The sequence below is a fragment of the Pseudomonas sp. WSY_20 genome (genome assembly GCF_043104335.1).
GTDB lineage: Bacteria > Pseudomonadota > Gammaproteobacteria > Pseudomonadales > Pseudomonadaceae > Aquipseudomonas > Aquipseudomonas parafulva_B.
On sequence record NZ_JBICKP010000060.1, the window covers coordinates 84,060 to 108,039 of the forward strand.

24 protein-coding genes are annotated in these 23,980 nt (G+C 63.7%); 10 read left to right on the plus strand and 14 right to left on the minus strand.

Translation table 11 applies throughout. The features are described 5' to 3' along the window. Position 1 precedes the first annotated feature (1 nt). Genes rlmH through ACF8E5_RS14915 form a run of 4 tightly spaced genes read right to left on the minus strand, consistent with a single transcriptional unit; the run spans position 2 to position 2,875 of the window. Positions 2–469, minus strand: a complete 468-nt coding sequence (rlmH, locus tag ACF8E5_RS14900) for a 23S rRNA (pseudouridine(1915)-N(3))-methyltransferase RlmH (protein ID WP_027915262.1) — start codon at positions 467–469, stop codon at positions 2–4. Positions 470–479: 10 nt separating this feature from the next. Next, positions 480–899, minus strand: coding sequence for a ribosome silencing factor (gene rsfS / locus ACF8E5_RS14905; protein ID WP_027915263.1), 420 nt, complete (start codon positions 897–899; stop codon positions 480–482). A gap of 43 nt (positions 900–942) precedes the next feature. Further along, positions 943–1,602 carry a nicotinate-nucleotide adenylyltransferase gene (gene nadD / locus ACF8E5_RS14910; protein WP_196136077.1) on the minus strand — a complete coding sequence of 220 codons (660 nt, stop codon included), beginning with the start codon at positions 1,600–1,602 and terminating at the stop codon, positions 943–945. 1 nt (position 1,603) lies between these two features. Then, entirely contained in the window at positions 1,604–2,875 is a 1,272-nt protein-coding gene (locus tag ACF8E5_RS14915; RefSeq protein ID WP_392475458.1) for a glutamate-5-semialdehyde dehydrogenase, read from the minus strand. Between the two features lie 246 nt (positions 2,876–3,121). Between ACF8E5_RS14915 and ACF8E5_RS14920 the strand changes: the two genes are divergently transcribed. Further along, positions 3,122–3,790, plus strand: coding sequence for a DNA-3-methyladenine glycosylase (locus ACF8E5_RS14920; RefSeq protein ID WP_392475459.1), 669 nt, complete (start codon positions 3,122–3,124; stop codon positions 3,788–3,790). A gap of 3 nt (positions 3,791–3,793) precedes the next feature. Then, positions 3,794–5,110: a bifunctional DedA family/phosphatase PAP2 family protein gene (locus ACF8E5_RS14925; RefSeq protein ID WP_392475460.1), complete on the plus strand. Its 1,317-nt coding sequence runs from the start codon at positions 3,794–3,796 to the stop codon at positions 5,108–5,110. 13 nt (positions 5,111–5,123) lie between these two features. Here ACF8E5_RS14925 and ACF8E5_RS14930 read toward each other — a convergent pair whose 3' ends face one another. Genes ACF8E5_RS14930 through ACF8E5_RS14940 form a run of 3 tightly spaced genes read right to left on the minus strand, consistent with a single transcriptional unit; the run spans position 5,124 to position 6,799 of the window. Then, positions 5,124–5,714 carry an LON peptidase substrate-binding domain-containing protein gene (locus ACF8E5_RS14930; RefSeq protein WP_058638979.1) on the minus strand — a complete coding sequence of 197 codons (591 nt, stop codon included), beginning with the start codon at positions 5,712–5,714 and terminating at the stop codon, positions 5,124–5,126. 9 nt (positions 5,715–5,723) lie between these two features. Further along, a complete protein-coding gene (locus tag ACF8E5_RS14935; RefSeq protein WP_392475461.1) occupies positions 5,724–6,440 on the minus strand; it encodes an LrgB family protein in 717 nt (238 codons plus the stop codon). Then, positions 6,437–6,799: a CidA/LrgA family protein gene (locus ACF8E5_RS14940; RefSeq protein WP_023534554.1), complete on the minus strand. Its 363-nt coding sequence runs from the start codon at positions 6,797–6,799 to the stop codon at positions 6,437–6,439. The genes ACF8E5_RS14935 and ACF8E5_RS14940 overlap by 4 nt, the downstream gene beginning before the upstream one ends. A gap of 130 nt (positions 6,800–6,929) precedes the next feature. Here ACF8E5_RS14940 and ACF8E5_RS14945 point away from each other — a divergent pair, with 130 nt between their 5' ends. The 8 genes from ACF8E5_RS14945 (at position 6,930) to ACF8E5_RS14980 (ending at position 17,306) form a co-directional block, all read left to right on the plus strand. Continuing rightward, positions 6,930–7,385, plus strand: coding sequence for a MaoC family dehydratase (locus ACF8E5_RS14945; RefSeq protein ID WP_058603526.1), 456 nt, complete (start codon positions 6,930–6,932; stop codon positions 7,383–7,385). 113 nt (positions 7,386–7,498) lie between these two features. After that, a complete protein-coding gene (gene prmA / locus ACF8E5_RS14950) occupies positions 7,499–8,392 on the plus strand; it encodes a 50S ribosomal protein L11 methyltransferase (RefSeq protein WP_196124432.1) in 894 nt (297 codons plus the stop codon). 27 nt (positions 8,393–8,419) lie between these two features. Continuing rightward, entirely contained in the window at positions 8,420–9,748 is a 1,329-nt protein-coding gene (locus ACF8E5_RS14955) for a DUF3426 domain-containing protein (protein ID WP_392475462.1), read from the plus strand. Between the two features lie 207 nt (positions 9,749–9,955). Next, complete coding sequence (dusB, locus tag ACF8E5_RS14960) at positions 9,956–10,969, plus strand: tRNA dihydrouridine synthase DusB (RefSeq protein ID WP_058603523.1); 1,014 nt, start codon at positions 9,956–9,958, stop codon at positions 10,967–10,969. Further along, the gene (gene fis, locus ACF8E5_RS14965; protein WP_023534526.1) at positions 10,966–11,286 is read left to right on the plus strand and encodes a DNA-binding transcriptional regulator Fis; all 321 of its coding nucleotides are present in this window, start codon (positions 10,966–10,968) and stop codon (positions 11,284–11,286) included. The genes dusB and fis overlap by 4 nt, the downstream gene beginning before the upstream one ends. An 81-nt stretch (positions 11,287–11,367) precedes the next feature. Beyond that, positions 11,368–12,975, plus strand: a complete 1,608-nt coding sequence (gene purH / locus ACF8E5_RS14970) for a bifunctional phosphoribosylaminoimidazolecarboxamide formyltransferase/IMP cyclohydrolase (protein ID WP_058638216.1) — start codon at positions 11,368–11,370, stop codon at positions 12,973–12,975. A gap of 99 nt (positions 12,976–13,074) precedes the next feature. Continuing rightward, on the plus strand, positions 13,075–14,364 hold the full coding sequence (purD, locus tag ACF8E5_RS14975; RefSeq protein ID WP_392475463.1) for a phosphoribosylamine--glycine ligase: 1,290 nt from the start codon (positions 13,075–13,077) through the stop codon (positions 14,362–14,364). A gap of 149 nt (positions 14,365–14,513) precedes the next feature. Next, entirely contained in the window at positions 14,514–17,306 is a 2,793-nt protein-coding gene (locus ACF8E5_RS14980) for a response regulator (RefSeq protein ID WP_392475464.1), read from the plus strand. Here ACF8E5_RS14980 and ACF8E5_RS14985 read toward each other — a convergent pair. The 7 genes from ACF8E5_RS14985 to cobG form a co-directional block, all read right to left on the minus strand. Continuing rightward, on the minus strand, positions 17,303–17,959 hold the full coding sequence (locus tag ACF8E5_RS14985) for a hypothetical protein (RefSeq protein WP_145253628.1): 657 nt from the start codon (positions 17,957–17,959) through the stop codon (positions 17,303–17,305). The genes ACF8E5_RS14980 and ACF8E5_RS14985 overlap by 4 nt on opposite strands. Continuing rightward, positions 17,952–18,638, minus strand: coding sequence for a hypothetical protein (locus ACF8E5_RS14990; RefSeq protein ID WP_196185794.1), 687 nt, complete (start codon positions 18,636–18,638; stop codon positions 17,952–17,954). The genes ACF8E5_RS14985 and ACF8E5_RS14990 overlap by 8 nt, the downstream gene beginning before the upstream one ends. Before the next feature lie 55 nt (positions 18,639–18,693). Then, complete coding sequence (locus tag ACF8E5_RS14995) at positions 18,694–19,377, minus strand: hypothetical protein (protein WP_058638221.1); 684 nt, start codon at positions 19,375–19,377, stop codon at positions 18,694–18,696. Positions 19,378–19,493: 116 nt separating this feature from the next. Continuing rightward, positions 19,494–21,191, minus strand: coding sequence for a precorrin-3B C(17)-methyltransferase (cobJ, locus tag ACF8E5_RS15000; RefSeq protein ID WP_196126325.1), 1,698 nt, complete (start codon positions 21,189–21,191; stop codon positions 19,494–19,496). Beyond that, a complete protein-coding gene (locus ACF8E5_RS15005; protein ID WP_058603631.1) occupies positions 21,179–21,910 on the minus strand; it encodes a precorrin-2 C(20)-methyltransferase in 732 nt (243 codons plus the stop codon). Before ACF8E5_RS15005 ends, cobJ begins: the two co-directional genes overlap by 13 nt. Continuing rightward, a complete protein-coding gene (locus ACF8E5_RS15010) occupies positions 21,910–22,536 on the minus strand; it encodes a precorrin-8X methylmutase (protein WP_027915280.1) in 627 nt (208 codons plus the stop codon). Before ACF8E5_RS15010 ends, ACF8E5_RS15005 begins: the two co-directional genes overlap by 1 nt. Beyond that, on the minus strand, positions 22,529–23,842 hold the full coding sequence (gene cobG, locus ACF8E5_RS15015) for a precorrin-3B synthase (RefSeq protein WP_392475465.1): 1,314 nt from the start codon (positions 23,840–23,842) through the stop codon (positions 22,529–22,531). Before cobG ends, ACF8E5_RS15010 begins: the two co-directional genes overlap by 8 nt. Positions 23,843–23,980: the final 138 nt, after the last annotated feature.

Consider the following 23,980-nt stretch of genomic DNA (forward strand, 5'->3'; position numbering starts at 1 on the left):
CTCATTTGTGGTAGGGATGGCCGGACAACACCGTCCAGGCCCGGTAGACCTGCTCGCCGATGAGTATCCTGACCAGCGGGTGCGGCAAGGTCAGCGGCGACAGGGACCAGCGCTGATCGGCGCGGGCGCACACTTGCGGCGCAAGCCCTTCGGGCCCGCCCACCATCAAATTCACCGTGCGCGCATCCAGGCGCCAGCGGTCCAGCTCACCTGCCAGCTGCTCGGTGCTCCACGGCTTGCCATGAACCTCAAGGGTCACGACGCGCTCGCCGGGTTGCACCTTGCTGAGCATGGCTTCGCCCTCCTGGCGAATCAGGCGGGCGACGTCGGCATTCTTGCCGCGGGTGTTCAGCGGTATTTCCACCAGCTCGAGCGACAGTTCGGCCGGCAGGCGCTTGACATACTCATGCCAGCCCTCCTCGACCCACTTCGGCATGCGCGAGCCGACCGCGATCAGGCGCAGACGCACGGCGCTTTCCTTATTCGCGATCTTTGAGCTTGTCGGAGTACTCGTGGACATGGTCCGGGCTGTGGTGCTTGCCATCGGCGGCGCGGCTCTGCTCGGCACCCTGCCACAGGCGTTCGAGGTCGTAGAACTGGCGTGCAGCCGCGGTCATCATGTGCACGATGACATCGTTAAGGTCCAGCAGCACCCAATCGCTGTCACCCTTGCCTTCCTCACCCAGCGGCTGGGCGCCCTTGGCCTTGACCGCCTCGCGGACCTTCTCGGCCATGGCGTTGATCTGACGGTTGGAGGTACCGGTGGCGATGATCATGTAGTCGGTCAGGCTGTGCTTGTCACGCACGTCGATGACCTGGATATCCTGGGCCTTGACGTCTTCCAGCGCTGCCGTGGTCACTGCGACCAGTTCGTCGCCGTAAATTTTCTGCTTGGTCATATAAAACTCGTTCAACTCGTAGGATGAGGTGCCAGGGGCACCGTCAGTTGGGCGCACGATACAGTTCGTGCGCCTCGATGTAGGCCAGTACGGCGTCCGGCACCAGGAACCTCACCGACCTGCCGCTGGCCAGCAGCTGTCGGATCTGTGTAGCCGACACCGCAAGCGGTGTCTGCCAGACGAACGAAATGTTTCCCGCCGGGCCGGACATGGCGGTGGGATCGCTCTGCGAACGGGCAGCCAGCAGGTTGCGCAGTTCGTCGGGGGGGTCTACGTCCGCATCCGGGCGTTGCAGCACCAGGATGTGGCAGTGTTGCAGCAGTTCTTCCCAGCGGTGCCAACCGGGCAGTCCGCAAAAGGCGTCCCAGCCCAGCACCAGGAACAGCTGGTCATCAGCAGCAAGCTCGGCACGGATCGACTCCAGCGTATCGATGGTGTACGACGGTTTGTCCCGTGCCAGTTCACGTGCGTCCACGCTCAGGCCTGCAACGCCCGCGACGGCGCCCCGCACCATGGCCAGGCGATCATGCGCGGCCACTTGCGGCGTGTCTCGGTGCGGCGGGCGAGCATTGGGCAGCAGGCGCAGCTCGTCCAGGGCCATGAACTCGGCGACTTCCAGCGCACTGCGCAGATGGCCGATGTGAACCGGGTCGAAGGTGCCGCCAAGAATGCCGACGCGGCGCACTGCCTGGGCCTGACTCAACTCAGCAGGACTCCTGGCCGCGCAGTTGACCGTCGCCGATCACCACGTATTTCTCGCACGTCAGGCCTTCGAGGCCAACCGGGCCACGGGCGTGAAGCTTGTCGGTGGAAATGCCGATCTCGGCACCCAAACCATATTCGAAGCCGTCGGCGAAGCACGTCGGGGTGTTGAGCATGACGGAGGCCGAGTCGACCTCAGCCATGAACTGGCGCGCCTGCCCCTGATGCTCGGTGATGATCGAGTCGGTATGGTGCGAGCCGTAGTGGTTGATATGTTCGATGGCCTGATCCAGGCCTTGCACCACACGGATGGACAGTACTGCATCGAGGTACTCGGCGTGCCAGTCATCTTCGCTGGCCGCGTGCGCGTCGATCAGCGCACAGGTACGCTCGCAACCGCGCAACTCAACGCCCTTTTCCTGGAAGCGACGCGCCATCTCTGGCAGGAAGCGCTCGGCAACCTGCTGGTCCACCAGCAGTGTTTCCATCGCCCCGCAGATGCCGTAGCGGTAAGTCTTGGCGTTGAACGCCACGCGCCAGGCCTTGTCCAGGTCGGCATGCTGGCTGACATAGACATGGCAGATACCGTCCAGGTGCTTGATGACCGGTACCCGGGCGTCGCGGCTGATGCGCTCGATCAGGCCACGGCCGCCGCGCGGCACGATGACATCGACGAACTCGGGCATGCTGATCAGCGCGCCCACTGCCTCGCGGTCGGTGGTTTCCACCACCTGGACCACGGCCGCGGGCAAGCCTGCCGCCGCCAGGCCGCGCTGGATGCAGGCGGCAATGGCGCGGTTGGAGTGGATGGCTTCGGAGCCGCCGCGCAGGATGGTGGCATTGCCTGACTTCAGGCACAGGCTGGCCGCGTCGATGGTGACGTTCGGGCGTGATTCGTAAATGATGCCGATGACGCCCAGCGGCGTGCGCATCTTGCCGACCTGGATACCCGATGGGCGGTAGCTCATGTCGCGAATGGCACCGACCGGGTCAGGCAGGCTGGCAACCTGGCGCAGGCCGGTGATCATGCCGTCGATACGCGCCGGGGTCAGGGCCAGGCGGTCGAGCAACGCGGCTTCCAGCCCGGTGGCACGGCCATGGGCCAAGTCCTGCTCGTTGGCCGCGATCAGCGCTTCACGCCCTGTATCCAGCGCGTCGGCGGCAGCGTGCAGCGCACGGTTCTTCTGCGCGGTACTCGCACGGCCGATTACCCGGGAGGCTTCACGGGCTGCGCGACCCAGGCGGGTCATGTAGTCAAGAACGGACTCAGTCATGGGCTCGGTGTCTTGGCGGTGGGGAAACGGCTGATTATAACTGTCGCGCAGGTGTACGCCCAGCGGTGGGTGGCGGATGGTAAAAAAAGCTGTGGGTAATCCGTAGGAAAGATGTAACCGGGCTTATCCATAAAAACGCAGAACTCTGTGGAAATCGCTGCCGTGCGCCGTCGCATATTCGCAGGTTTCAGATTCGGTTAAGGTAGCGCTTGTTACCCTCATGCCTTTAGCCTGCGAAGCCCTTGCATGCCAGCACTGCCAGACAGCTTTTTCGACCGCGACGCCCAGACCTTGGCCAAAGCCCTGTTGGGCAAGGTTATCCGCCACCGCCAAAGCAACCTGTGGCTCGCCGCCCGTATCATCGAGACCGAGGCCTATTACCTCGCCGACAAGGGTAGCCATGCGTCGTTGGGCTACACCGAAAAGCGCAAGGCGCTGTTTCTCGATGGTGGGCACATCTATATGTACTACGCCCGCGGCGGCGACTCCCTGAACTTCAGCGCCCAGGGCCCCGGCAATGCGGTGCTCATCAAGTCTGCCTACCCATGGCAGGATGCCTTGTCCGGGCCAGACAGCCTGGCGCAGATGCACCTGAACAACCCCGACGCCAGCGGCAACCTGCGCCCCATCGAGCGCCTGTGCGCAGGGCAGACGCTGTTGTGCCGGGCGCTGGGCCTCAAGGTGCCACAGTGGGATGCGCAGCGCTTCGACCCGCAGCGGCTGTATGTGGACGACTGCGCCAACCCGGTGCCCCGGGTGATCCAGGCAGCGCGCCTGGGCATTCCCCACGGGCGTGACGAGCACCTGCCGTACCGCTTCGTCGATGCCGCGTACGCCCGGTTCTGCACGCGCAACCCATTGCGGCGCGGCCAGGTCGAAGGCCGTGACTTCTCCATCATCGAACAAGAGAACTGAACCATGGAACAATGGCTCGACGGCCTGACCGGTTGGCTGGGCGCCAACCCACAGTGGCTGGGCGTCGCGATCTTCCTGGTCGCGTGCATCGAATGCCTGGCCATCGCCGGCATCATCGTCCCCGGCACGGTGCTGCTGTTCGCGGTCGCCGTGCTGGCAGGCAGCGGCGTGCTGGGCCTTGGCGAAACCTTGCTGCTGGGCTTTTTGGGCGGGTTACTGGGTGACGCGCTGTCCTACATGATCGGCAAGCATTTCCACCAGAACATTCGCCGCCTGCCGGTGTTGCGACACCACCCGAAATGGATCGGCAGCGCCGAAACCTACTTCAAGCGCTATGGCATCGCCAGCCTGCTCGTAGGCCGCTTCATCGGCCCGTTGCGGCCCATGCTGCCAATGGTCGCAGGCATGTTCGACATGCCCCTGCTGCGGTTCATCGCCGTTAGCCTGGTGGCAGCCGCAGGATGGTCGATCGCCTACCTGCTGCCCGGTTGGGCCACGGGCGCTGCCATGCGCCTGCCCCTGCCCGAAGGCTTCTGGCCCCAGGCCGGCATCATTTTTGGCACGTTGGCGGTGATCATCGGCCTTAGTCTGAGCACCAGCATCCGCGACCGCCGGCACGGCACACGGCTGATTGGTGCCCTATGCCTGCTGGCCTTGGTCGGGGTGTTTCTCGGTTGGCCTTACTTGCACGACTTCGACGACGGGGTGATGACCCTGGTCCAGGAGCATCGCAGCCAGGCCATCGACGGCGCCGTGGTGGTGGTGACGCGGCTTGGGGATTTTCGCACGCAGTTCTTTCTGGGCGGGCTGCTGACAGGCTTGCTGCTGGTGGTACGTCAGTGGCGGCACGCTTTCTTCGCCGCGGGGGCGCTGATGGGCACCGCCATCGCCAACGGCACGCTCAAGTGGCTGTTCGCCCGGGCCCGCCCGGAAGTGCTGACCGACCCGCTGACCAGCTACAGCATGCCCAGCGGCCACAGCTCGGCGTCGTTTGCGTTCTTTCTGGTGCTGGCGGTGCTCGCCGGCCGCGGCCAGCCACCGCGCATGCGCCTGACCTGGATCATGCTGGGCTGCATTCCGGCATTGGCCATCGCCCTGTCGCGGGTGTACCTGGGTGCACACTGGCCCACCGACATCCTGGCCGGTGCCCTGCTGGCCTGCTGCGTCTGCGCGATCAGCCTGACGTTGTCCCAGTACCGGCAGACCCTGCCGGCCCTGCCCCTGAAGGTCTGGTGGCTGGTGTTGCCGGCCTGCATCGCCTTGCTGGCCTTCTTTGCCACCCACGCCCTGCCCCACGCGCTGCTCAGGTACCAGTACTGACGCCCGGCGCTATTCAGGCAAACAGCTCACCCTGGATGCGCTCAAGCAACCTGTGGATCTCGCCCAGCCGCTGCTCGGGCGAGTCTTGGGCCAGCAAGTCCAGCTTGTCTTGCTCGGTGAAGGGCAGCAGATAGGCCAGTTGGTTGGCCAGTGTCTGACGCCCGTCCACGGCCCGGGGCATGTCGAGCGCCTCGACCATCGGATGTTCGCCCAAGGCCAGCAGCAGCGCCAGCAAATCGTCGTCCGCTTCCTGCAAGGGGCTGTCTTCAAGATCAGGCAGCCACTGCACCTGCCCCACCAGCAGCTGATCCTTGAGCACTTCGGTGGCCTGCAGATCGAAACGCCGCACGCCTTCGACGCGAATGCCCAAAAGGCCGTTTTCCTGCTGGACGAAATCGCGGATCACGGCTTCGCAGCCAATGGACGCCACCACGGGCGGCGCCTTGCCGACCTGCTCGCCCTCCACGATGCAGACCACGCCAAAGCCTTCGCCCTGTTTCATGCAACGCCCGATCATGTCCAGGTAGCGGGCTTCGAAAATCTGCAGGTCGAGAAAACACCCTGGAAACAGCACGGTGTCGAGGGGAAACAGCGGTAGCATCATCATCACTCCTCAAGCCACCAGGCTGACGGCCAGCGGCAGGAACACTGCCGTTGCCACGCCCATCAGGCTCATCGCCAGCGCGGCGAAGGCGCCGCATTCGTCACTTTCCTGCAAGGCCACCGAGGTGCCGACCGCGTGGGCCGTGATGCCCAGGGACATGCCCCGCGCTTCAGGGCTGAGCACACCGCAGCGGCTCAACAAGGCAGGCCCGAAAATGGCCCCGATCACCCCGGTAATCAGCACGAAGACCGCAGCTAGCGCCGCCACCCCACCGATCTGCTCGGCTACCAGCATCGCGATGGGCGAGGTGACGGACTTGGGTGCCATGGTCATCAGGATCATGTGCTCGGCGCCAAACCACCACCCCAGCAACAGGCAACACACCGTGGCGAACAGGCCTCCGAGTACCAGCGTAGTCAAGGTCGGCCAGAACAACTGACGAATGCGGCGCAGGTTCAGGAACAGCGGCACCGCCAAGGCCACGGTGGCAGGGCCCAGCAGGATGTTCATGATTTCGGTGCTCTTGCGGTATTCGACGTAGTCGATGCCGCATAGCAGCAGTACGCCGATGACCAGCGCCATCGACACCAGCACCGGCTGCAGGAAGATCCAACGGGTCTTCTCATACCCGGCCAGCACCAGCTGATAGGCCCCCAAGGTCACGCCAATGCCGAACAACGGGTGGTGGACCACTGCATTCACTGCGCCTTGCCAGTCGAGCATCATGGCTGGTCCTCGCGCCGGGCCTGACGATGAATGAGTTTCTGCATCAGCACGCCCACTACCACCAGCGTCAGCAGGCAGGAAATCAGCAGCGCGCCGACAATGGCCCAGAAGTCGGCGGCGATGTCGCGGGCATACACCATCACCCCCACGGCAGGAGGCACCAACAACAGCGGCAAGTAGCGCAGCAGGCTGCCGGCAGCTTCATTGAGGGGGGCCCCCACCTCGCCGCGCACCATCAGAAAGCCCAGCAGTAGCAAAAGGCCAATGATCGGCCCCGGCAAGACGGGAACCAACAGATGATTGACTGCCGTCCCCAACAGCTGGAACAGCACCAGCCAGGTCAAACCCCGCAACAGCATAACGTTCTCCTTCAGGCGTGCGGCTCATTATAAGCATGGGCACGCTGCCAGCGCCGAGCGCAACTTGACCGGCCTGGCCGGGCGTGTTGATCTTGCACGCACGTACCATTTAATACCCATGAGGCTCACCATGCCGCTAGTGCCGGTCACCGCGCTTACCCAATACATCGGCAAGTCCCTCGGCCACTCGGCCTGGCTGACCATCGACCAGCAGCGTATCGACCGTTTCGCCGAGGCGACTGGCGATCATCAGTTCATCCACGTCGACCCGCAGCGAGCGGCGCAGACCGTGTTCGGCTGCACCATCGCCCATGGGTTTCTGACCCTGTCCCTGATACCTGCGCTGATCGAAGACATCCTGGTCTTGCCACAGGGGTTGAAAATGGTCGTCAACTACGGCCTGGACAGCGTGCGCTTCATCCAGCCGGTGAAGGTCGACAGCCAAGTGCGCCTGCATGTCGAGCTGGCCGATGTGCAGCAAAAGCGCCCCGGCCAATGGTTGCTCAAGGCCATCGCCACACTGGAGATAAAAGACGAGGACAAGCCCGCCTACCGGGCCGAATCCCTGTCCCTGTGCTTTGTTTAGGCACCGGCACCTGGCAGGCGCAGGCGTCTCTACAAACCCCACGCACTCGCGTAAACTGCCAGGCTTCCGCGCAGCCTTGGGCTGCCCTTCTGGATCTATCAAAGGTACACGCCATGCCCTGGCTGCAAGTACGTCTGGCCATCAGCCCGGAACAAGCCGAAACCTACGAAGACGCGCTGCTGGAAGTCGGCGCGGTGTCGGTCACCTTCATGGACGCCGAAGATCAACCCATCTTCGAGCCAGACCTCAATACCACGCCGCTGTGGTCGCACACCCATCTGCTGGCCCTGTTCGAGGCCGACACCAACCCCGAGCAGGTATTCGCGCACCTGCACCTGCTGACGGGGGTCGAGCTGCCCCAGCACCAGGCCGAAGTGATCGAAGACCAGGATTGGGAACGCAGCTGGATGGACAACTTCCAGCCGATGCGCTTCGGCCGCCGGCTGTGGATCGTGCCCAGCTGGCACGATGCCCCGGAAAAGGAGGCCGTGAACCTGTTGCTCGATCCTGGCCTGGCGTTCGGCACGGGCACGCACCCCACCACGGCGCTGTGCCTTGAATGGCTCGACGGTCAGCAACTGCAAGGCACCCAGGTCCTGGACTTCGGCTGTGGCTCGGGCATTCTGGCCATCGCTGCACTGCTGCTGGGCGCGCGCGAAGCGGTAGGCACGGACATCGATGTGCAGGCCATCGAGGCCTCTCGCGACAATGCCCGGCGCAACGGCATTGCCGACGAGCTGTTCGCGCTCTACCTGCCCGAGCACATGCCTGCCATGCAGGCCGACGTGCTGGTGGCCAACATCCTGGCCGGGCCATTGGTGGCGCTGGCACCGCAACTCAGCGGCCTGGTTCGCCCGGGCGGCCTGTTGGCGCTGTCGGGCATCCTCGCCGAACAAGGTGAAGAAGTGGCTGCCGCCTACGCTGCCGATTTCGACCTGGACCCCATCGTCGTTCGCGATGGCTGGGTGCGAATCAGTGGTCGCCGCCGCCAGTCGAACCTAGAATAGCCCTCAGCACAGCCTCCGGATCGCCGCATGACCGACAGTTTCGTCACCCAGTGCCCGCATTGCCAGACCAGCTTTCGTGTCACCCACCACCAGTTGAGCGTGGCCCGTGGCGTGGTGCGTTGCGGCCAGTGCCTGCAAGTGTTCAATGCCGCCAAGCAGCTGCTGGCACAGAACCGCAGCGCCCCCCCTCAGGCGAACCCGCTGCCGGCAACCGAGGCAGCGCCGTCGCCTGCCGCGCCCACCCCCGTGCAAGGGCACCCCATCGCCCCGGACGACGAGGCCTGGGCCCAGACCGCCCAGGCCTTGGACGAACTCGATCTGGACAAGGAACTGGAGCGCCTGGAACGCCGCCACGCGCCTGTACAGGTGCGTGAGGCCGACCAGACGCCCGGGCTGCAGGCACGGCGTCACGAGGAGGACACAGAGGATCACCCGGACGAGGTCTTCGGCACTGCAGCCGGCGAGCCGTTTGAACCGGAACAGGCTGATGCCGCCCCCGTGCTCAAGCCCGCCCCCCAGGCAGATTCACGGCGCGAGGCGCGTACCGAGCCGACCTTCACCGCTGACCTGAACACCGATGCAGAAGGTGAGCCGCCGCTGGGCAGCATCGTTACGAATGAAGATGAGCCGAAACTGGGAGCGCCGCTGCGCCCCGATGACGATGACGATGTGTCGATTGCCGACCTCACCGCGCACGACGACGAACCTTTGGCAACTAGCCTGCGCGCCGACGATGAACTCGACGAGGCGCCGTTGCCCATGGGGCGTCTGGAGCCTGAAGTCACTGACAAGGTCGAACGCCCAAGGCGCAAGGAACCCTTGGTGGATGTGGTGGACGACCCGCTGCAACTAGGCTGGGAGAAACCGGCCCCGGCCTGGGGCAAGCGTTTGTTATGGGGTGGTTTGACGCTGATCGCTGCCGCCACGCTAGCCTTGCAGTATGTGTGGTTCCATTTCGACGAGCTGTCCCGACAGGACCAGTATCGCCCACTGTTCGAGCAGGTGTGCCCGGTCGTGGGCTGCCAGGTCCCCTCTCGCGTCGATGTGAACCGGATCAAGAGCAGCAACCTGGTGGTGCGCAGCCACCCGGACTTCAAAGGGGCGCTGATCGTGGACGCCATCATCTATAACCGCGCACCTTTCGCCCAACCGTTTCCACTGCTCGAACTGCGCTTCTCGGACCTCAACGGCCAACTGATCGCCAGCCGCCGCTTCAAACCGGCCGAATACCTGTCCGGGGAGCTGGCCGGACGCGGCGAAATGCCCAGCCAGACCCCGATCCACATCGCGCTGGATATTCTCGACCCAGGTCAGCGAGCGGTGAACTACAGCCTGAGCTTTCGCTCGCCGGAATAAACCCAGGCGGCCTACCCGATACGCTGCCGGCACGCCGGCCATGATGCCGCTTGTCCGGGTCTGACGACCCGGAGCCCAAGGTGCAGGGGCGGCAACCCGCAGTTGTTCAGATTTTATCCAAATCCATCTTTATCCGGTCATCCAGAGCGGGTATCATGCCAACCCTTTTTCGAACCTCAAGATTCGGCCCCACAACAGGGAACACCTATGTCGGCGGTACGCATCGGCCCTTATACACTGCGCAATAATCTGATCCTCGCACCCATGGCTGGGGTCACGGACCAGCCGTTCCGAACACTTTGCCAGCGCATGGGCGCAGGCATGGTGGTGTCGGAAATGGTCTCCAGCGACCTGTCCTTGTGGAACAGCCGCAAGTCGAGCCTGCGCCGCATCCACGAAGGCGATCCCGAGCCCCGCTCGGTCCAGATCGCCGGCGGCGATGCACAGATGATGGCGGCGGCTGCACAGGCCAATGTCGCCGCGGGCGCCCAGATCATCGATATCAACATGGGCTGCCCGGCAAAAAAAGTCTGCAACAAGGCGGCAGGCTCTGCTTTATTGAGAGATGAAGCCTTGGTCAGCGAAATTCTGCACGCCGTCGTGGGCGCCGTGGACGTTCCGGTGACGCTGAAAATCCGCACCGGCTGGGACCGGGCCAACAAGAATGGCCTGAACGTGGCGAAGATCGCTGAACAGGCTGGCATCCAGGCGCTTGCGGTGCATGGCCGCACACGCGCCGACCTGTACACCGGTGAAGCCGAATACGACACCATCGCCGCTATCAAGCAAGCGGTGTCCATCCCGGTCTTCGCCAACGGCGACATCACATCGCCGGAAAAGGCCAAGGCAGTGCTCGACGCCACGGGCGTGGATGGCCTGCTGATCGGCCGTGCCGCTCAAGGGCGGCCCTGGATCTTTCGCGAGATCGAGCATTACCTGCGCACTGGCGAGCATTTGCCAGCGCCGCAGCTGGACGAGGTGGAACGCATCCTGCTAGAGCACCTGGCCGCCCTGCACGCCTTCTACGGCGATGTAATGGGCGTGCGAATCGCCCGCAAGCACGTGGGCTGGTACCTGGCGACACGACCCGGCGGCAAGGAGTTTCGCTCCCGGTTCAACGCTTTGGAAGACACACAAGCGCAGTGCGCCAACGTTCGCGCGTTTTTCAGTGAACGTCGACAGAGCCTTGAGACAGAGGACGGACAAGGGGTGGCCGCATGACGATGATGACCGAAACATTTGTGAGTGGAACAACGCCCGTGAGCGACAACGCCAACCTGAAACAGCACCTGAACACGCCAAGCGAAGAGGGCCAGACCCTTCGCGACAGCGTCGAGAAGGCGCTGCACAACTACTTCGCCCACCTCGAAGGCGCGACCGTCACGGACGTGTACAACCTGGTGCTCTCCGAAGTCGAGGCGCCGCTGCTTGAAAGCGTGATGAGCTATGTGAAGGGCAACCAGACCAAAGCCAGCGAGATGCTCGGGTTGAACCGAGGCACGCTGCGCAAGAAGCTCAAGCAATACGACTTGCTGTAAGCCAGAATCCCGATCGAAAAAGGCGCCTGTCTCAACACAGACGCCTTTTTTGCTGACTCCACCGCGTTATTGGAACCCGAAATGACCGACCAGACTACCCGCCTGCCAGTCCGCCGCGCCCTGATCAGCGTCTCCGACAAGACCGGTATCCTCGAATTTGCCCGTGAGCTGCAACTGCTCGGGGTCGAGATACTGTCCACCGGCGGCACCTACAAGCTGCTCAAGGACAACGGTGTCAACGCGGTGGAAGTGGCCGACTACACCGGCTTCGCCGAAATGATGGATGGCCGGGTCAAGACCCTGCACCCGATGATCCATGGCGGCATCCTCGGTCGTCGCGGTACCGACGACGCGATCATGAACGAGCACGGGATCAAGCCCATCGACCTGGTGGCGGTCAACCTGTACCCCTTCGAAGCCACCATCTCCAAGCCTGGCTGCGACCTGCCGACCGCTATCGAGAACATCGACATCGGCGGCCCGACCATGGTCCGCTCGGCTGCCAAGAACCACAAGGACGTGGCCATCGTGGTCAACGCCAGTGACTACGCCAGCATCGTCGAGGGCCTGAAGGCCGGCGGTCTGACCTACGCCCAGCGCTTCGACCTCATGCTCAAGGCCTTCGAACACACCGCCGCCTACGACGGCATGATCGCCAACTACATGGGCACCGTGGACCAGGCCAGGGAAACCCTGAGCACCGAGGCACGCGGCGATTTTCCGCGCACCTTCAACACCCAGTTCGTCAAGGCCCAGGAAATGCGCTACGGCGAGAACCCGCACCAGCGCGCGGCGTTCTACGTGGAAGCCAAGAAAGGCGAAGCCAGCATTTCCACTGCCGTGCAGCTGCAGGGCAAAGAGCTGTCCTTCAACAACGTGGCCGACACCGACGCTGCGCTCGAGTGCGTCAAGAGCTTCGTCAAGCCGGCCTGCGTCATCGTCAAGCATGCCAACCCGTGTGGCGTGGCCGTAGTGCCTGAAGACGAAGGCGGTATCCGCAAAGCTTACGACTTGGCCTACGCCACCGACACCGAATCGGCCTTCGGCGGCATTATTGCCTTTAACCGCGAGTTGGACGGCGAAACCGCCAAAGCCATCGTCGAGCGCCAGTTCGTCGAGGTGATCATCGCACCGACGATCTCCCAGGCTGCGCGCGAGGTGGTTGCAGCCAAGCAGAACGTGCGCCTGCTCGAATGCGGCGAGTGGCCAGCGGAGCGGGCTGCCGGCTGGGACTTCAAGCGAGTCAACGGCGGGCTGCTGGTCCAGAGTCGTGACATCGGCATGATCAACGCCGATGACCTGAAGATCGTCACCCAGCGTGCACCCACCGAGCAAGAGATCCACGACCTGGTGTTCGCCTGGAAAGTGGCCAAGTTCGTCAAATCCAATGCCATCGTCTATGCCAAGCAGCGCCAGACCATCGGTGTTGGCGCGGGCCAGATGAGCCGCGTCAACTCCGCCCGTATCGCCGCCATCAAGGCCGAACATGCCGGCTTGCAGGTGCAGGGCGCCGTCATGGCCTCGGACGCATTCTTCCCGTTCCGCGATGGCATCGACAATGCGGCCAAGGTCGGCATCAGCGCGGTCATTCAGCCCGGCGGCTCGATGCGTGACGCCGAGGTAATCGCTGCCGCTGACGAAGCCGGCATCGCCATGGTGTTCACCGGCATGCGCCACTTCCGCCACTGATTCAGGGCAATCGGCCGCACCCAGGCAGGCAACTGCTGCGGTGCGACCTGGCACAGCGAGAGGCACAGCCTTTTGCTCGACAGATCTAGAGGTTTTGACATGAAAGTTTTGATCATCGGCAGCGGCGGCCGTGAGCACGCCCTGGCATGGAAAGTCGCCCAGGACCCACGCGTCGAAAAAGTCTTCGTGGCTCCAGGCAACGCTGGCACCGCCATCGAGGCCAAGTGCGAGAACGTCGCCATCGACGTTTGCGCTCTGGAGCAACTGGCTGACTTTGCCGAGAAGAACGTCGACCTGACCATCGTCGGCCCGGAAGCGCCACTGGTCATCGGTGTGGTCGACCTGTTCCGCAGCCGTGGCCTGGACTGCTTCGGCCCGACCCATGGCGCTGCCCAACTGGAAGGTTCCAAGGCGTTCACCAAGGACTTCCTGGCCCGCCACAAGATCCCGACGGCCGACTACCAGAACTTCACCGAGATCGAACCGGCCTTGGCGTACCTGCAGGAAAAAGGCGCGCCGATCGTGATCAAGGCCGATGGCCTGGCCGCTGGCAAGGGCGTGATCGTCGCCATGACCTTGGCAGAAGCCGAAGCCGCCGTGCGAGACATGCTCGCGGGCAATGCCTTTGGTGAAGCGGGTTCGCGCGTGGTCATCGAGGAATTTCTCGATGGCGAAGAAGCCAGCTTCATCGTCATGGTCGACGGCCACAACGTGCTGCCCATGGCCACCAGCCAGGACCACAAGCGCGTCGGCAACCAGGACAGCGGCCCGAACACGGGCGGCATGGGTGCCTACTCCCCTGCCCCTGTAGTCACTGACCAGGTTCACCAGCGGGTCATGGATCAGGTGATCTGGCCGACCGTGCGCGGCATGGCTGAAGAAGGCAATGTCTACACCGGCTTCCTGTATGCAGGCCTGATGATCGACAAGGCGGGCAACCCCAAGGTCATCGAATTCAACTGCCGCTTCGGCGACCCGGAAACCCAGCCGATCATGCTGCGCCTGGAGTCGAGCCTGGTACTGCTCATCGAAGCAGCCTTTGCCAAGGCCCTGGACAAGGTCGAGGCGCAGTGGGACCCACGCCCTAGTCTGGGTGTGGTGCTGGCCGCAGGCGGCTACCCTGGTGACTACGCCAAGGGCGCAGCCATTTCAGGCCTGGAGGCGGCCGCAAAAATCGAAGGCAAGGTATTCCATGCGGGCACTGCCTTGAAGGACGGTGACGTGGTTACCGCTGGGGGGCGCGTGCTGTGCGCCACGGCCATGGGTGAGACCGTCGAATCCGCTCAGCAGCAAGCGTATCGCCTGGCCGAGCAGATCACCTGGGACGGCAGCTTCTACCGGACCGACATCGGCTACCGGGCCATTGCCCGGGAACGTGGCGAGCAATAACCGCTTTATCGCTGCACCGTCGAGGCGCCCGGACCTGTGCAGCCGGGCGCACGGCAACCGGCTTATTGGCGTGCCCGCGGGCCTTGCCTTCAACTCCAAACGCCGCGCATAGTTAGCACCCCGCACATGGGCCAAGAAGGGATTTCGTAGTGCGCCGGCTCCGGATTGCCTCAGCGTTGATCGTCAGCTTGCTGACCCTGATCTGCATGTTCCCCGCGATGGCGGAGCATGACAGTGGCTGGGCGCTGCTGCTCGACGAACAAGGCAACCTGCAACTGAGCGACGTGCGCTCGGACCGTTATCGCAACCAGTTCAGCCCGCTGGAGCTGGCAGAACTCGATGCGGCGCCCCCCGACCAGGCCCTGTGGCTGCATTACCGCCTAGAGCCCGGTGAGCAGGAACAACTGCTGCGCGTCTTCGCGCCTGATCTTTCTGGTCTGGACCTATACGCCCTGCAAGGCGACAAGCTGATACGCCACCTGCATCACGGCCGCCAAACCGGCAGTGCCAACCCCACATTGCGCGGCAGCGACCACGTGCTGCCGTTGCCCAACAGCACGCAAAGCCTGGATATCTACCTGCGCCTGGTATCGGAACACCAGCTGCGCCCGGCCATCAGCCTTGAGCCCGCTGCGCGCGCCGCCGCCAATCAGACCCAGCCGTTGCTGTTCGGCATGCTGTTCGGTGGCCTGGTGATGCTGATCCTGCACAACCTGATTCGCTTCATCTACAGCCGCTCGAGCACTGCACTGATCCTGGCGTTCTACCATGGCTTGATGTTGCTCAGCGGCCTGATCCTGCTGAACCTCAGCGGCCCATGGTGGCATGTGTGGTACAGCGCCCAGACGCCAGCGGCGTACCTTACGCTGGTCCTGGCGGGGCTGGCAGGGCTGTACTTCACCCAGCACTTCTTCGCACCACGCAACTCGCCGCGCCTTAACCGGCTGTTGAGCGGCGAGATGCTGCTGGTGGGCGTGAGCGGGATCGTGCTGCTGTTCATCGACACCTTGCCGCTCAATCTCATGACCTATGCCTTGATGGCACTGGGCAGTGTCACGATGCTGGTGGTCAGCAGCTACCATTGGTACCGCGGTTACGCACCCGCCCGTTTGTTCGGTCTGGCGATGATCATCTTCAACGTTGGCGGGCTGGTGCTGCTGCCTGCCCTGCTTGGACTTACACGCACCCCCACGCCATGGTTGCTGTGCATTCTGTTGGGGCTGGCAGTGGCGAGCGGGCTGCTATTGAACCTGGCTGTCAGCGACCGGCTGCGACGCATCAATGAGGAGCGCTTCAGTGTCAGCCGCGCCTTGGCAGCCAGTGACGCCGAAATCAACGCCAAGGCCGAATTTCTGGCCAAGATCAGCCACGAAATACGTACCCCCATGAACGGCGTGCTGGGCATGACCGAACTGCTGCTGGGCACGCCGTTGTCCGTCAAACAGCGCGATTACGTTCAGACCATTCACAGCGCGGGCAACGAGCTGCTCACGTTGATCAACGAGATACTCGATATCTCCAAGCTCGAATCCCGTCAGATCGAACTCGACGATGTCCAGTTCGACCTCAACGCGCTAATCGAAGACTGCTTGAACATCTTTCGGGCCAAGGCCGAGCAGCAGAACATCGAGCTGATCAGCTTCACCCAGCCCCAGGTGCCCCGTGTGGTCAGCGGCGACCCCACACGCTTGCGCCAGGCGCTGTCGAGCCTGATGGAAAACGCGCTGAAAAACACCGACCAGGGGGAAATTCTGCTTGTCGTTGCACTGGACCAGCGCGGCGAGGTGCCCCGCTTGCGCATCGCGGTACAGGACAGCGGCGACCCCTTGCCGGCAGCCGATCGCGAGGCGCTGCTGCAGGCGGAACTGCACAGCAGGCACTTCCTGTCCAGCAATCGGCTGGGCGGCCACCTGGGGCTTGTAATCGCCAAGCAGCTGATTGGCCTGATGCATGGGGAGTTTGGCATCAAGAGCAGCACCGGCACCGGCAATACCTTGTGGCTGACCTTGCCGCTGGACCCAGCCTGCCTCGAGCAACCTCCGGCCGACCTGGACGGGCCGCTGCGCGACGCGCGGGTACTGGTGGTGGACGACAACGACACGTGCCGCAAGGTACTGGTCCAACAGTGCAGCGCCTGGGGCATGAATGTCAGCGCTGTGCCTTCAGGCAAGGAAGCCTTGGCTTTGCTGCGTACCAAGGCTCACCTTCGCGATTACTTCGACGCGGTGCTCCTGGACCAGAACATGCCCGGCATGACCGGCATGCAACTGGCCGCCAAGATCAAGGAAGACCCCAGCCTCAATCACGACATCCTGGTGGTCATGCTGACCGGTATCAGCAACGCCCCCAGCAAGATCATCGCCCGTAATGCCGGGATCAAGCGGATACTGGCCAAACCGGTCGCTGGCTACACGCTCAAGACCACGCTGGCCGAAGAACTGGCTCAACGCGGCCGCGAGCAGGCGCTGCCGGCTGTTGCACCAGGCCAGCCCCAGGCCCTCGACCTGCCCCCAGATTTCAGCGTGCTGGTCGCAGAGGACAACACCATTTCGACCAAGGTCATCCGCAGCATGCTCGGCAAGCTCAGCCTGCAGCCCGATACTGCCTCCAACGGCGAAGAAGCCCTTGAAGCGATGAAAGCCAAGCGCTATGACCTGGTGCTCATGGATTGCGAAATGCCGGTTCTGGATGGTTTCTCGGCAACCAGGCGCCTGCGCGAATGGGAAGCCGCCAACCAGCGCGTGCGCACGCCCGTCGTTGCACTGACCGCGCATATCCTCGCCGAGCACAAGGACCGCGCCAAGCAAGCCGGCATGGACGGCCATATGGCCAAGCCCGTCGAATTGTCCCAACTGCGAGAGTTGATCCAACACTGGTCCAGCCAACAGCCGGCCAATGCTGATCAGGGCATGGGCCCTGACGGCAGTTGGCCGCGCAACTAGAGCACCAGATCCCTGATGACACGCTCGGCCGTTCGCGCAACACTGGCCTCTGCCCTGCGCCGATAATCCTCACGGAACCCTTGCAGATTGAAATGGATCACTTCCAGTCGCAGGTCTCTCACACTGATCCCGTTGCTTGCGCCCATGAACAGGAAATCGCTGGTGCTTGTCTTCATCGAGATATCCATGTGCAGCAGCACCATGTCGATAAAACCATTCGACTGCTGAGCACAGGGCAACAACTGCACGCGCGCCTGAGTGCCCACGGTCGAATGTGCGCTGAACAGTCTCAGCGCCTTGTCATCTCGACGTAGGGCCTCTAGCGCCTGGTTGGCCGCTTCGGCCAGGCGTGGAGAGCTCGCCTGGCTGATGTGCTCGACTGCCTGCGCAGCAAGGCTGCCTCGGTCAGGCCCGGGCCGCCGCCCTACTGGCGCCAGCTTGCCATCGAAGCCAAGGGCAGCGAGGTTGCGCCAGTAATTCCTGAACCAGTCAGGTTCGAGACCGTCTTTCGAATCCCCCCATGCCACCTGCTGCGCAAAGGCGTTGGCCAACAGTATGTCTGAACGTGCTTGCGGGCATACGCCTGGCAGAAAGACCAGCACGCTGCTGTGGACCAGCTGGCCGGCGATAGATGATGCGTCGGTGTTAGTCATGGTTGAGCTCCTGCACGCTGATTTCGCTGCGGTGATGGGCCAGCTTGCCCTGAAGTTTTTTTGCCAGCCCCGGACCGATGAGGTTCATACGCCTGGAATCGATCAAGTATTGCCCCTGGAACTGCCAGCACACCTGCACCGCCTGAGGGTCGAACAGTTGCCAGAGCCAATCAGAATCAAGAGGCTCTCGACTCCCCAGGTTCAGTTGAGTGCTGATGATGGAATACTCAGGCAGCACCAACCGAACCTCGGCATGCGCGTAGTTCAGACCAGTGTCGCCAGGGTGTTCGCCAAGATCCCAGCGCTCCCCCGTCCGGTCATCGCGTGTTTCACTGCTGGCGCAGGCTGCCAGACACTGCGCGACAGCTTCGCGAAGACGGTGAGGCGTAGCCTGAAGAAGACTGTCGCAAAGCATGTCCCAAGGCTTGAAAGCGGCAACCGGCACCATGGATATGGTTTGCGACCGCAGCGTAGCAAGCGTGCAGCCGAAACTGCTCTGCACACGTATGTATTCATTGAGCCAGCTGTCACCATCAGCCCCGGAGACACCGCCATTGCACGCGGCCAGGTAGGCCGCCAGCTGGATATTGAGCATATCGTGCCTGCAAGACTCGCTGATGGTCTTGTCGACGAGCACCAGACTGTTGCCATTGCGCCACACGCTGTAGTTATTTGCCATTGATGCACCCTCCAGGCTCACCGAAGCCAAGGCCCCGGTGAGTCAGACCGACAGGTTAGATTTCGAGGGCCAGCAACACTTCCAGGGCGTTGTCGTCGAGCTTGGTTTCAACCACGGCGCGTACTTTCTCGTACTGGCGCTGATCGAGATTCAGTACGGCACCGCAGGCGTAGTTGGTGGTGCCGCTGCTCTCCCATTTGGCCAACAGGTAGTTGGCTTTCTTATCAGGCTTGGCATCGGTCTGGACTGCGCTCACCATCATGGCGACCTGGCCAGCACCGGTCTGCTCACACTTGTTCAGGCTCAGGCTGTTGCGGTCATCCTCCACGGATTTGCGATCCAGCAATTCGACATTCTTGGTGCTGGCAGCCAGTGCGGAAATGACGGTCTTGCCCAACCCTTCCAGCGCCGATGCCACGTCGCCGGTAAAGGCGCCACAGGCAGCCTGCAGCCCCTTGCCAACCAGGTTGCTGATTTCCAGGTGCCTGTCGCTCTGGGTAATACGCTGCACATCAACGCGCGTGGGTGTCCAACCCATCTTCGACATCAGGAACACGTACTGGTTGAACCAGGCTTGGGTTTCCTGGATCGGGTGGTGCTGTCTATTGGCGCCCTGGGTAGCAAGGGCGTGGCAGGCCTTGGCCGCGCTACGGTTAACCTCGCTCATGGTGTCCGGGAACACGAACAGGTTCATGTCAGGCAGGACTTGCAGTTCAAGGTTCTCTTTGTTGGTGGTCATGTCAAAGGCTCCAGTTAGGTCCGGTCGAAACCAGGTGGTTTCGGCCGTGAACCTAACTGCTCGACGCTGCTCATCCTGCCTCGAAACGCTTCCCCCTCGGATCGAGCTTCCGTACTTCAGGGCTTTGCGCCATACCACCGCGGCGTGTAGACCCACTGCCCGCCGTCCGGGCGCTCGAAGGTGCACGTGGTCGATGAGCCCACCAGCACCATGGTGCGCATATCGACCATTTCTGGCACCAGTTGGGCCAAAGAGACGACGCGCAAAGTCTGCCCCGGCCTACCAATGTCACGGCCAAGGACTACAGGTGTATCAGCACCACGGTGCCGGCGCACGACGTCCAGCGCGGTCCCCAGTTGGTGAGGACGTGCTTTGGAAATCGGGTTGTAGAAGGCCAGCACCAGATCGGCCTGGGCAGCGAGGTCCAGCCGTTTTTCGATGATCGACCAGGGTTTGAGATTGTCCGACAGCGACATGACACAGAAGTCATGCCCCAGCGGCGCGCCAGCCTGTGCAGCCGTTGCCAGCGAGGCCGATACGCCAGGCAGTATCTCCAGATCGACAGCGTGCCAGTCAGGATTCGTGGACTCGTGCAACGCCTCAAGGACCGCAGCGGCCATGGCGAATACACCTGGGTCGCCCGATGACACCACCACCACCGAACGGCCCCGCGCGGCCAGTTCGAATGCGTGGCGGGCGCGCTGCATCTCCTCACGGTTGTCGGTGCAGTGCAGCACCTGATCGTCCCGGAATGGGCCTGCCATTCGTACGTAGGTTTCGTAGCCGAGCACATCCTCGGCCCGTGCCAGCTCAGCCTTGACCGCTGGCACCATCAGCTCCGCTGCACCGGGTCCCAGACCGATGACGGCCAGCCGTCCACGGCGACGGCCAATCTGAGTCACCTCGACCGGCGCAGGTGCCACGGCGATGACCACCTCACCCTGGCACTGCAACCGCGCCTCGGGCAGTGCAGCGCCCACCATGCCAGCCACATCGTCGGGCCTTGCCGCAAAGCGCAATTCGACACCCAGCGCCTGCGCGGCGGCATGCAACCGGGTGTCCGTCATGGCCCGCTCATCGGCCAGCACGCAGGCCAGCGATGCCTGCGCAATACCGGCCTGCTGCAGCGCGTCACGAATCGTCTGCAGATCGCCGCTGGCGAGACCGACCACGACGGAGCGGGGGTGGATCAACAGCTCGTCTCGGCTGGCGGGGCGCGCCAAATGGCCCACATGGATGGTGCGCTGCGCGGCATCACTGGCAGGCAACTGAGCCTGCGCTAGCCACGGCGCTTGACCCTCGATGCGAACCGGCTCTCCAGCCAGCAGGTCGGACACGAAACGCTTGCCTTGTTCCAGATCCGCCAAGGCGTAACCCTGAGGCGGATTGAGCAGGCACGTACCAAAGCGCAACTCGCCGCTGGTGGTGATGGCCGCTGACACACCCAGCGCAGCGGCGATGTCGCGTGCCATCTGGTTGACGCCACTGAGGCCACCGAGCAGGGGCACCACAGCGCTGCCGTCTTCTGCCACGGCAAGCACAGGCGGCTCGCTACCTTTCTCGCCCAACAGGCTGGCCAGGCTGCGGATCACGATCCCCGCGGCGCACAAGGCGATGATCGGCGTACCACGCTGGTAAAGGCTGCGCAGCAGATCGCCAAAAGTGCTGTAATCCTGGTCTGCCCCCTGGACGCGCCCTTGCAGGCCGTAAATTGTGGCTTGGGCGTAGATCTGTTGAAGGCAACGGGCGGTGGTCAGACTGCCTTGCCCCAGGATGACGATGGCCGGTGCCACCTGCGTGTTCAGCCCTGCCATTTTTCCCCCGGCACGATGATCAGCGAAAAGTAAGGCGAGGACTGCGGGTCGACCTGGTCCAGCGGTACGATTTTCTGGTTGGCCATGGTGGCGCGTTCCACATACAGCGCACGCTCGTGCAGGCCCAGCTCACCGAGCACCTGCCGCACCTTGGGAAAATTGCGCCCCAGTTTCATGATGACGGCCGCATCGGCGTCGGCCAGGCGGCGCTTGAGGTCTTCGGCCGGCAAGACGCCAGAGAGCACCGAAAGGCTCTGGTTGCGATAGACTAGCGGTGCACCCAGCACCGAGGCCCCACCGAGCATGGAGCACACGCCAGGAATCACCTGCGCTTCATAGCGCTGGGCCAGGCGGTCGTGCAGGTACATGTAGGAGCCATAGAAGAACGGGTCACCCTCGCAGATCACCGCCACGTCACGCCCTGCGTCCAGGTGTTCGGCCACCTGGACGCTGGCTTCGTCGTAGAAGTCGCTGATCACCTGCTCGTAGGACAGGGGCGCGGGCAAGGCTTCGGTAGTCACCGGATAGACCAGCGGTAGTAGCGTCTGCTCGGGTTGCAAGTGCGCTTCGATGATGCCGAATGCGTTACCGCGCTTGCCCTTGGCGACAAAGTAGCCGACCACCGGCGACTCGCGCAGCAGGCGCAGGGCCTTGAGCGTGATCAGTTCAGGGTCGCCCGGCCCTACGCCAAGGCCGATCAGGCGTCCGCGCGGGGCCATCATTCCACCTCCGTGGCCAGGGCGTTCACGGCCGCGGCGGCCATGGCGCTACCGCCCAGCCGCCCCTGCATGATCACGAAGGGCACGCCACGGCTGTCGGCCGCCAGCATGGCCTTGGATTCGGCAGCGCCAACGAAGCCGACGGGGAACCCCAGGATGAGCGCTGGGCGCGGCGCACCGGCGTCGAGCATTTCCAGCAGGTAGAACAACGCCGTCGGCGCGTTGCCGATCACCACTACGCTGCCTTCCAGGTGGGGGCGCCACAGCTCCAGGGCAACGGCGGAGCGGGTATTGCCAGCGGCCTTGGCCAGGTCCGGTACGCTCGGGTCGCGCAAGGTGCAGATGACCGGGTTGTTCGCTGGCAGTCGTGCCCGGGTGATGCCTTCGGCGACCATGTGCGCATCGCACAGGATCGGCGCGCCACGCAGCAGGGCCTGACGGCCGGCCTGGCCGGCGCCCTCGGAGAATTGCAGGCCATCGATCGCATCGACCATGCCGCAGGCATGGATCACGCGTACCGCAAGCTTTTCGAGGTCTGCGGGAATCCGCTCAAGTCGGGCTTCCTCACGAATGATCCGGAAGGAATTGCGATAGATCTCCTGACCATCGCGGATGTAGTCAATCATCAAGGTGCTCCGTCGGCAGGTCGAGCATGGCGCCTGCTTCATTCAAGGTAATGTCAGTGGCGCGCAGGGCGCCGAACCCCGGCAGGCGGGGGTCACGCTGGTAAAGATCGTAGCGCCCGGACGCGCGGGCCAGCAGTGTGGCCGGGGCGGTGTGGGCCAGGGCACAGGACCGGGGGCAGCCAGTAAGATGCACGCTGGCAGGCGCTCCGGGCCCCAGTAATGCGGCCAGTGCCACGGCGTCGGCCTTCGTCTCGCTCAAGGCCTTGGCACAGCCGCTGGCGCCGGTGCAGGCGCTGATGCGCGCCAAGGGCTCAGCCGCGTGGCAGAGCAGCCCGACCGTCATCAGGCTGCGCTGCGCCTGGTCGATGGCGCCGCGCGCCAGGTTGGGCAGCACCAGGCTCTGCCAGGGGGTCAAGCGCAGGCTGCTGTCGCCCTGTTCACGCGCGACACGCGCCGCCTCACGCAGCATGGCCGGGGTGAGCCGCCCCAGTGGCGGTGCCACGCCAAGCGCAACCCCACGCCGCTGAGCCAGTGCCCCAAGCCACGACACTGGGCGAACCGGCCGGCGCCAGCCCAGCACGGCGGGGTCTTGGCGCAACGCCACGCCAAGCCCACCGATGAAGTCGGCAGCCTTGTAGGTCTGCAGCACATGCCGCATGCGCGACTGGATTGGGGTGGCCAGGTCCAGAAAACGTTCGAGCACGGCGCGTACCAAGGTCAAGCCCTGGCTGAACGGCACCGCACCCAGTACGTCACTCTCCCCGAGGCTGCCGGCCAGGCCAAATGCGAGCCAAGGCTGCTGCTCAAGCTCAAGCACCGAAAGCCACAGGTCGTGCGGGTGATCGAGCATGGCCAGGCGTTCACCGGCATCGAGCTGAAGGGCGAACTTGGCCGATAACGCGTGAAAGCGTGGCGTGCCCTCGAGCAGGTCGAGGATTTGCCCCCCCAGCGGCCTGACGTCCAGCACCATCGCCGGGTCAAGCCCGGCCAGTGGGCTGAGCATCAGGTTACGAACATCGTCGCCGGCTGCTTCACGCGGGCCCAGCCCAGCTGCAAGCAGCGCCGCCACCAGGCCCTGGTGATCAGGGCCGACGCCACGGATTTGCAGATTGCCCCGGTTGGTGGCCTCGATCACCCCCCCTGCGAAGCGCTCGGCGGCGCTGGCGACGGCCTCGGCCTGCTGGGCCAGCAACACCCCGCCCGGCAGTTTGATCCGGCAAATGCCGCCATCCAGGGCGCTGACGATACGCCACAACCCCGGACAAGCCGAGGGGCGAGGCGAACTGTAGGAAGCGTGAGGTGGCATCGCTGAGGTATCCGGCAATCCGTGAAACTGCGCTTGAGTGGAGAAGGCGCGGTATTATGCCTGCTTTGGCCGCCCGCATGAAAAGCCGGTGGTCGAGCATCTTTCGGGTAAAGGCACAATTGGGCGTGCTGCACACGC